Annotated in this window: 5 protein-coding genes; all 5 read left to right on the top strand. The window is 70.7% G+C overall.

The features are described 5' to 3' along the window. Window positions 1-11 precede the first annotated feature (11 nt). The 5 genes from glgX (at window position 12) to glgB (ending at window position 9,971) form a co-directional block, all read left to right on the top strand. Window positions 12-2,159: a glycogen debranching protein GlgX gene (glgX, locus tag ACWED2_RS15775; protein WP_449691165.1), complete on the top strand. Its 2,148-nt coding sequence runs from the start codon at window positions 12-14 to the stop codon at window positions 2,157-2,159. A gap of 391 nt (window positions 2,160-2,550) precedes the next feature. Beyond that, window positions 2,551-4,533, top strand: a complete 1,983-nt coding sequence (locus tag ACWED2_RS15770) for an alpha-1,4-glucan--maltose-1-phosphate maltosyltransferase (protein WP_449691164.1) — start codon at window positions 2,551-2,553, stop codon at window positions 4,531-4,533. Between the two features lie 40 nt (window positions 4,534-4,573). Further along, the gene (gene treS / locus ACWED2_RS15765) at window positions 4,574-6,382 is read left to right on the top strand and encodes a maltose alpha-D-glucosyltransferase (RefSeq protein WP_449691163.1); all 1,809 of its coding nucleotides are present in this window, start codon (window positions 4,574-4,576) and stop codon (window positions 6,380-6,382) included. Between the two features lie 5 nt (window positions 6,383-6,387). Further along, the gene (locus ACWED2_RS15760) at window positions 6,388-7,767 is read left to right on the top strand and encodes a maltokinase N-terminal cap-like domain-containing protein (RefSeq protein WP_449691162.1); all 1,380 of its coding nucleotides are present in this window, start codon (window positions 6,388-6,390) and stop codon (window positions 7,765-7,767) included. Next, the gene (gene glgB / locus ACWED2_RS15755; protein WP_449691161.1) at window positions 7,764-9,971 is read left to right on the top strand and encodes a 1,4-alpha-glucan branching protein GlgB; all 2,208 of its coding nucleotides are present in this window, start codon (window positions 7,764-7,766) and stop codon (window positions 9,969-9,971) included. Before ACWED2_RS15760 ends, glgB begins: the two co-directional genes overlap by 4 nt. Window positions 9,972-9,993 lie beyond the last annotated feature (22 nt).

Here is a 9,993-nt window from a genome sequence, read left to right as displayed (position 1 = left end):
ACGATTCAGGAATGGCCACACGACCCTCCGCCGACCACGTCCTCGCCGGCCGTCCGTTCCCGCTCGGGGCCCACCCCGAGGCGGGCGGGGTGCGGTTCGCGATCACGTCCGCCGTCGCGGACGCCGTCGAGCTGTGCCTGATCGACGCCGACGGGTCGGAACGCCGGATCGCGCTCACCGAGCGCACCTTCGGCGTCTGGCACGGCCTGGTGCCCGGGGTGACGCCGGGGCAGCGGTACGGCTACCGGATCCACGGCCCGTACGACCCGGCCCGCGGCCTGCGCTGCAACCCGCACAAGCTGCTGGTCGACCCGTACGCCCGGCAGATCACCGGCAGCCTGACCGACCTGACCGCGGCCCAGGGCTTCACCGGCGACCCCGAGCGCGGGCCGATGTCCACTGTGGACTCCCTGGGCAGCGTGCCGCTGTCGGTGGTCACCTCGCCCGGCGGGCCGGACACCGGGATCAAGCCGGAGGTGCCGTTCGAGGAGGCGGTGGTCTACGAGCTGCACGTCAAGGGCTTCACCCGGCAGCACCCGTTCATCCCGGAGGCGCTGCGCGGCACCTACCTCGGCCTGGCCCACCCGGTGGCGATCGAGTACCTGACCCGCCTCGGCGTCACGTCGGTCGAGCTGCTGCCGGTGCACGCGTTCCTCGACGAGCCGTCGCTGATCCGGGCCGGGCGGCACAACTACTGGGGCTACTCGCCGCTCGGCTTCTTCGCCCCGCACGCCGCGTACGCCAGCGAGCCCGGCCACGAAGTCGAGGAGTTCCGGCTGATGGTGGCCGCCCTGCACGCGGCCGGCATCGAGGTGATCCTCGACGTCGTGTTCAACCACACCTGCGAGGGCGGGCCGGACGGGCCGACGCTGAGCTTCCGCGGGCTGAACGCGCCGGTGTACTACCTGCACACCGACCGCGGGCACATGGCCGACATCACCGGCTGCGGCAACACCCTGGAGGCCGGCTCGCCGACCGTGGTCCGGCTGGTCACCGACTCGCTGCGGTACTGGACGCAGGAGATGGGCGTCGACGGCTTCCGGTTCGACCTCGCCAGCACGCTCGGACGGCCGCGCGGGGGAGCGTTCGACGACGCCTCGACGCTGCTCACGGCGATCACCGTCGACCCGGTGCTCTCGCGGTGCAAGCTGATCGCCGAGCCGTGGGACGCGACCGGCGAGGGCTACCGCGTCGGCGGCTTCGGCGCCCAGTGGGCCGAGTGGAACGGCCGCTACCGCGACACGATCCGCGACTTCTGGCGCGGCGCGACCGGCGTCCGCGACCTCGCCTACCGGCTGTCCGGTTCGTCGGACCTGTACGACCACAACCTGCGGCGGCCGTGGCAGTCGATCAACTTCGTCACCGCGCACGACGGCTTCACGCTGCGGGACCTGGTGTCCTACAACGAAAAGCACAACGAGGCCAACGGCGAGGACAACCGCGACGGCGGCAACGACAACCGCTCGTGGAACCACGGCGCCGAGGGCGACACGGCCGACCCGGCGATCCGCGACCTGCGGACCCGCCAGGCCCGGAACATGTTCGCGACGCTGCTGCTGTCCACCGGCACCCCGATGATCACCGCGGGCGACGAGTTCTGGCGGACCCAGCGCGGCAACAACAACGCGTACTGCCTCGACGACGAGACGTCGTGGTTCGACTGGACGCCGGACACCCCCGAGGCCGAGGCCATGCTCGCCTTCGCCCGCCGGGTGGTGCGGCTGCGCGCGAACAGCCCGGCGCTGCGGCAGCCGGAGTTCTTCGAAGGCCGGACCACGCCGACCGGCAAGCCGGACCTGGTCTGGTTCCGCCCGGACGGCGAGGAGTTCGGCGAGACCGACTGGTTCGAAGACCGGCACACGCTCGGCATGTGGATCGACGGCTCGAACAGCCAGGCCCGCAACCGCGACGGCGAGCTGGTGCCGGACCACTCGTGGCTGCTCTGGCTGCACGCCGGCGACGCCCCGGCCGAGGTGATCCTCCCGGGCCGCGAGTACGGGGAGACGTTCAAACCGACCCTGGACACGAGCACCGCGGACGGCAACCCGGCCAACCCCGGCGTCCTCGAGGCGAAGACCCGCGTGACCCTCCAGTCCCGCTCCCTGCTCCTGCTCCGCGCCCCGCGCCTGGCCGCCGACCCCCAGCCCGAACCCTACTGACCCGTACCGGAAGGGTCGGCCCGCGTACCCAGGGAGTCGGCCTGCGTACCCAGGGAGTCGGCCTGCGTACCCAGGGAGTCGGCCTGCGTACCCAGAGGGTCGGACGGCGAGCCGACCGTCCAGGTACGCGATCCGACCCTTCAGGTACGCGGGCCGACCCTCCAGGTACGCGAATCGTCCATTCGGGTACGGGTGTTGGCCGTTCGGGTTCGCGTGTCGTTCGCGCGCCGGCTTAACCTGCCGGACATCCGCTGGAAATTCGTTGCGGCGAAAGCGTTTCAGTCGGCGTGCACTGGGTACCAGCCTTAAGAACCCTGCCTCGTGGGCGCTTGATCGAGTCAGGCAGACTGTCGCCGTCTGCGTCCAACCGACATAGCGAAGGGCGTTGCCCATGACCGGCCGGCTCGGCATCGACGACGTCTCCCCCAGCGTGAGCTGCGGCCGGTATCCGGCCAAAGCCGTTGTGGGGGAACACATCCCGGTCTTCGCGACCGTCTGGCGCGAGGGCCACGACGCCGTCGCGGCGACTGTCGCGTGGCGCGGTCCGGGAGACCGGCTCACCCGCCAGACGCGGATGGTGCCGCGCGGTCCCGACCACCCGGACGAGTTCGCCGCGGTGATCGCCCCGGACACCACCGGCCTGTGGACGTTCCGGATCGACGCGTGGGGCGATCCCTGGGCGACGTGGGAGCACGCCGTCGAGGTGAAGGTCGCCGCCGGGCAGGGGCCCGAAGACCTCGCGAACGACCTCGAGAACGGCGCCCGGCTGATCGAGCGCGTCTCCCGCCGCCCCGACCGCCGGGCGGAAAAGGCGCTCCTGGTCGGCGCGGTGAAGGCCCTGCGCGACGAGGAGCGCAGCCTCGCCGAGCGCGTCGGGCCGGCGCTCTCGCCCGAGGTCCGCCAGGTCATGCACGAGTTCCCGGTGCGCGAACTGATCACCAAGGGCAAGCCGCACAAGATCTGGGTCGACCGCCGCCGCGCCGCGTACGGCTCCTGGTACGAGCTGTTCCCCCGCAGCACCGGCGGCCTCGACGCCGAAGGCAAGCCGGTGCACGGCACCTTCGCCACCGCCGCGACCGCGCTCGACCGGGTCGCGAACATGGGCTTCGACGTCGTCTACCTCCCGCCGATTCACCCGATCGGGCGAGTCAACCGCAAGGGACCCAACAACACCCTCGACGCCAAGCCCGACGACGTCGGCTCGCCGTGGGCGATCGGCGCCGACGAGGGCGGCCACGACGCCATCCACCCCGACCTCGGCACCTTCGAGGACTTCGACGCCTTCGTGGCGCGCGCGGAAGAGCTCGGCATGGAGGTGGCGCTCGACTTCGCGCTGCAGGCCGCCCCCGACCACCCGTGGGTGCTCAAACACCCCGAGTTCTTCACCACCCGCCCGGACGGCTCGATCGCGTACGCGGAGAACCCGCCGAAGAAGTACCAGGACATCTACCCGATCAACTTCGACAACGACCCCAAGGCCGTCTACGAAGAGATGCTGCGGGTCATCACCGTGTGGATCGACCACGGGGTGAAGATCTTCCGGGTCGACAACCCGCACACCAAGCCGCCGGACTTCTGGGCGTGGTTGATCCAGTCGGTCAAGGACGCCCACCCGGACGTGCTGTTCCTGGCCGAGGCGTTCACCCGCCCGGCGCGCCTGTGGGGCCTGGCCCGGCTCGGCTTCACCCAGAGCTACACCTACTTCACCTGGCGCACCGGCAAGCAGGAACTGATCGACTTCGCGATCGACCTGCGGGAACACTGGAACGAGGGCCGGCCGAACCTGTTCGTCAACACCCCGGACATCCTCCACGAGTCGCTGCAGCGCGGCGGCCCGGGCATGTTCGCGCTGCGGGCCGCGCTCGCGGCGACGATCTCGCCGACGTGGGGCGTCTACTCCGGCTACGAGCTGTTCGAGCACGTCCCGGTCCGCGAGGGCAGCGAGGAGTACCTCGACTCGGAGAAGTACCAGCTGCGCCCGCGCGACTTCGAGCGCGCGCTCGCCGAAGGGCGCTCGCTGGAGCCGTGGCTGGCGAAGCTCAACGCCGTCCGCAAAGCCCACCCCGCGCTGCAGCAGATGCGCACCCTGCACTTCCACCACGTCGACAACGACGCGCTGCTGGCCTATTCCAAACAGGACCCGGCCACCGGCGACACCGTGGTCACGGTCGTCACCCTCGACCCGTACGGGCCCCAGGAGGGCACGCTCTGGCTCGACACCGGCGCGCTCGGCTTCGAAGCGCACGAACGGCTCATCGCCCACGACGAAGTCACGGGCGACACCTGGGACTGGGGCCCGGCGAACTTCGTCCGGCTCGAGCCCTGGCGGGCGGTGGCGCACGTCGTGTCGCTGAGACGACGGCTGGCCGGCTGAGAACGGAAGGACAGGAATCCGAGGGACTGAGGTGGAACAGATGGCGGAAGAAGCCCGGCCCGACGCCGCGTTGGGGCTGGAGGGCGTGCCGCACACCGGCGAGGCGATGACCGCCGACGGCATGCTCGTGGAACCGCAGGCCGGGGACTTCCGGTCGGCGCAGCAGGCGCCGAGCAACCCGGAGTGGTTCAAGGGCGCGGTGTTCTACGAAGTGCTGGTGCGCGCGTTCGCCGACTCGAACGGCGACGGCACCGGCGACCTGAGAGGCCTGGCCGGGCGGCTCGACTACCTGGCCTGGCTGGGCATCGACTGCCTGTGGCTGCCGCCGTTCTACGCCTCGCCGCTGCGCGACGGCGGGTACGACATCAGTGACTTCCGCGCGGTGCTGCCGGAGTTCGGCAGCGTCGAGGACTTCGTCTTCTTGCTCAACGAGGCGCACCGGCGCGGCATCCGGGTGATCACCGACCTGGTGCTCAACCACACATCGGACGCGCACCCGTGGTTCCAGCAGTCCCGCAGCGAGCCCGACGGCCCGTACGGCGACTACTACGTGTGGAGCGACGACGACTCCCGCTACGCCGACGCGCGGATCATCTTCGTCGACACCGAGACGTCGAACTGGACCTACGACCCGGTCCGCGGCCAGTTCTACTGGCACCGGTTCTTCTCCCACCAGCCGGACCTGAACTACGAGAACGTCGACGTCCAGAACGCGATGATCGACGTCCTGCGCTTCTGGCTCGACCTGGGCATCGACGGGTTCCGCCTGGACGCCGTGCCGTACCTGTTCGAGCAGGAGGGCACGAACTGCGAGAACCTGCCGCGCACGCACGAATTCCTCAAGCGCTGCCGGAAGGTCGTCGACGACGAGTACCCGGGCCGGATCCTGCTCGCCGAAGCCAACCAGTGGCCCTCGGACGTCGTCGAGTACTTCGGCGACCCGGCGGTCGGCGGCGACGAGTGCCACATGGCGTTCCACTTCCCCCTGATGCCGCGGATCTTCATGGCCGTGCGCCGCGAGTCGCGCTTCCCGATCTCGGAGATCCTCGACCAGACCCCGGAAATCCCCGCCGGCACCCAGTGGGGCATCTTCCTGCGCAACCACGACGAGCTGACCCTCGAGATGGTCACCGACGAAGAGCGCGACTACATGTACGCGGAGTACGCCAAGGACCCGCGCATGAAGGCCAACATCGGGATCCGCCGAAGGCTCGCGCCGCTGCTGGACAACGACCGGAACCAGCAGGAGCTGTTCACCGCGATGCTGCTGTCCCTGCCGGGTTCACCCGTTCTGTACTACGGTGACGAGATCGGCATGGGAGACAACATCTGGCTCGGCGACCGCGACGCGGTGCGCACCCCCATGCAGTGGACCCCGGACCGCAACGCCGGGTTCTCCTCCTGCGACCCCGGCCGCATCTACCTGCCGGTGATCATGGACCCGGTGTACGGCTACCAGGGCCTGAACGTCGAGGCCCAGTCGAACAACGACGCCTCGCTGCTCAACTGGACCCGCCGGATGATCGAGGTGCGCAAGCAGCACCACGCGTTCGCCGAAGGCGAGTTCGTCGACCTCGGCGGGTCCAACCCGAGCGTGCTGGCCTACAAGCGCCAGTGGCGGCGCCCGGACGGCGGCGAAGACGTCGTGCTCTGCGTGAACAACCTCTCCCGGTTCCCGCAGCCGGTGGAGCTCGATCTGTCCGCGCACCGCGGGTGCACGCCGGTGGAGCTCACCGGCGGCGTGCGGTTCCCCAGCATCGGGGACCTGTCGTACCTGCTGACGCTGCCCGGGCACGGCTTCTACTGGTTCCAGCTGACGAGCCCGGGAGACGAAGGCGAAGCGAGGTGAGTCCCTTGTCCGACCCGCGCGAGCTGGTCGACGACCTGACCGAGGACCTGAAGCGCTGGCTGCCCGAACAGCGCTGGTTCGCCGGCAAGGACCGGCCGGTGACCGGCGTCCGGCCGCTCGGTGTGACCGAGCTGGTGTCCGGTGATCCGCAGCTGCTGCACGTGGTCGTGGAGGTGGCCCAGGACGACCGGCGGGAGCCCTACCAGCTGCTGGTGGGCCGGCGGACGCACCCGCCGGAGATCGCGTCGACCAGCTGGATCGGCGCGGTCGGCGACCTCAACGCCTACGAGGCGTCCGGCGACCTGGACGTCACCGGAGTGCTGCTGGACCTGATGGCCCGCGAGGAGACCGTGGGGTCGCTGGTCTTCGAACACGAGCCCGGCGTGGAGCTGGAGACCGGCCTGCGGGCGCGGCCGATCACGTCGGAGCAGAGCAACACGTCCCTGGTCTACGGCGGGCAGTACATCCTCAAGCTGTTCCGGAAGCTGTCGCCGGGCAAGAACAAGGACCTGCTGCTGCACCGCGCGCTGCAGGCCGTCGGCAGCAAGCACATCGCGGCGCCGCTCGGCTCGATCACCGGCGACCTGGACGGCGAGCCGACCACGGTCGGCATGCTCCAGCAGTTCGTCTCGGACGCGGTGGACGGCTGGGCGATGGCCACCACCAGCGTCCGCGACCTGATGGCCGCGCCGGAACTGCACGCCGGGGAGGTCGGCGGCGACTTCGCGGGCGAGGCCGAGCGGCTCGGGCGGGCCGTCGCCGAGGTGCACGCGGACCTGGCCGAGGCGCTCGGCACCGAGCCCGTGGACGCCGACGAGCTGGAACGCTCGGCGAAGGCGATGCTCGAGCGGCTCGACACGATCGCCGGGCGGGTGCCGGAGCTGGCCGCGCACGCCCCGAAGCTGCGGGCGGCGTTCGAGAAGCTGCGCACGCTGCCCGCCGGTGCGGTGGAGATGCAGTACATCCACGGCGACCTGCACCTCGGCCAGGTGCTGCGGACCGTCGGCGGCTGGCTCCTGATCGACTTCGAGGGCGAGCCCGCGGCGCCGGTGGAAGAACGCCACGCGCTCCGCTCGCCGTTGCGCGACGTGGCGGGCATGCTGAGGTCGTTCGACTACGCGGCCCAGCAGATGCTGGTCGGCCAGCCGGACGAGCCGGCGCTGGCCGAGCGCGCCCACGAATGGTCGGAGCGCAACCGGGCGGCGTTCTGCGAGGGCTACGCCGCGATCGCGGCGGACCCGCGTGACCAGGGCGAGCTGCTGCGCGCCTTCGAACTGGACAAGGCGGTCTACGAAGTGGGTTACGAGCACGCGAACCGGCCGGACTGGCTGGGCGTGCCGCTCGCCTCGATCGCCCGGATCACTAGCGGAGGGACGACACCGTGAACGCGGCTCCCGAAGGCCTCCCGGCCGCGGCCCCGCCGGCCGCGGACATCGACCGGCTGCTCGCCGGATCCCACCACGACCCGCACTCGGTGCTGGGTGTGCACGCCGTGGGCAAGGGCTTCGTGGCCCGGGCGCTGCTGCCCGGCGCGAAAGCCGTCACGCTCTGCGCGGGCGGCGAGAAGTACCCCATGGAACCGGTGATCGACGCGCTGTTCGCCGTCGCCGTGCCGGAACACCCCGGCGACTACCGCCTCGAGGTGGAGTACGACGGGCACACCGTCACCGCCGATGACCCGTACCGCTGGCTGCCCACGGTGGGCGAGCTCGACCTGCACCTGATCGGCGAGGGCCGGCACGAACGGCTCTGGGAGGCGCTCGGCGCGCACGTCCGGTCGTACGAGACCCCTGGTGGCGTGGTCGAGGGGACGTCGTTCGCGGTCTGGGCGCCGAACGCGCGCGGCATCCGCGTGATCGGCGACTTCAACGGCTGGGACGGGCGCGGGCACCCGATGCGCTCGCTCGGCGGGTCCGGCGTCTGGGAGCTGTTCGTGCCGGGCGTCGGCGCGGGCACCTGCTACAAGTTCCGGATCCTCGGCGCCGACGGCAACTGGCACGAGAAGGCCGACCCCATGGCGTTCGGCACGGAGCAGCCGCCCGCGACGGCTTCGGTCGTGACGCAGTCGGCGCACCTGTGGGAAGACGACGAGTGGGTCGCGCAGCGCGAAGCCACGCAGTGGGCCGCGGCGCCGATGAGCGTCTACGAGGTCCACCTCGGCTCGTGGCGGCCCGGGCTCGATTATCGCGAACTGGCCGACCAGCTGGGCGACTACCTCGTCGAAACCGGTTTCACGCACGTCGAGCTGCTGCCGGTGTCGGAGCACCCGTTCGGCGGCTCGTGGGGCTACCAGGTGACGTCGTACTACGCGCCGACGTCCCGCTTCGGCTCCCCGGACGACTTCCGCTACTTCGTCGACCGCCTGCACCAGCGCGGGATCGGCGTGCTGGTGGACTGGGTGCCGGCGCACTTCCCGCGCGACAGCTGGGCGCTGGCGAAGTTCGACGGCACGGCCCTGTACGAGCACGCGGACCCGCGCCGCGGCGAGCAGCCCGACTGGGGCACGCTCGTGTTCGACTTCGGCCGCAACGAGGTCCGCAACTTCCTGGTCGCCAACGCGCTGTACTGGATCGAGGAGTTCCACCTCGACGGCCTGCGCGTCGACGCCGTCGCCTCGATGCTCTATCTCGACTACTCCCGCAAGGAAGGGGAGTGGCTGCCCAACCAGTACGGCGGGCGGGAAAACCTGGACGCGGTGCGGTTCCTGCAGGAGCTGAACGCGACCGTCTACAAGCGACACCCGGGCATCGTGATGGTGGCCGAGGAGTCGACGGCGTGGCCGGGCGTCACGCGCCCGACCCACCTGGGCGGGCTCGGGTTCGGCTTCAAGTGGAACATGGGCTGGATGCACGACACGCTCCGGTACCTGTCGCACGAGCCGATCCACCGCGCGTACCACCACAACGAGATGACGTTCTCGCTCGTGTACGCGTGGAGCGAGAACTTCGTGCTGCCGCTGTCGCACGACGAAGTGGTGCACGGCAAGGGCTCCCTGTGGGGCCGGATGCCGGGCGACGCCTGGAACAAGGCGGCCGGGCTGCGGTCGCTGCTGGCGTTCATGTGGGCGCACCCGGGCAAGCAGCTGCTGTTCATGGGCGGCGAGTTCGGCCAGCCGGGGGAGTGGTCGGAGTCGCGGTCGCTCGACTGGCACCTCATGGACGAGCCGCTGCACCTCGGGGTGTGGGAGCTGCTGCGGTCGCTGAACACGATCTACCGGTCGTCGCCGGCGCTGTACAGCCAGGACACCTCACCGGACGGCTTCCGCTGGATCGACGCGAACGACTCGAGCGGCAACGTGCTCAGCTTCCTCCGTATCGGCGCCGACGGCTCGCGGCTGGCCTGCGTGGCCAACTTCGCCGGCGTCCCGCACCACGACTACCGGGTCGGCCTGCCTTCGGCGGGCCGCTGGCGTGAGGTCGTCAACACCGACGCGGAGGCCTACGGCGGCTCCGGCGTCGGCAACCTGGGCGCGGTGGAGGCCACGGAGGACCCGTGGCACGGCCAACCGGCCTCCGCAGTCCTCCAGCTCCCCCCGGCCGGAGTCCTCTGGCTGGTCGAAGAAGCCCCGGAGACCCCCGAACTCCCGTAGCTGAAGGGTCAACACGCGTGAT

The organism is Amycolatopsis sp. NPDC005003 (assembly GCF_053600695.1).
The sequence above is the reverse complement of the archived record's forward strand: the minus strand, read 5'-3'. Positions and strand labels throughout refer to the sequence as shown.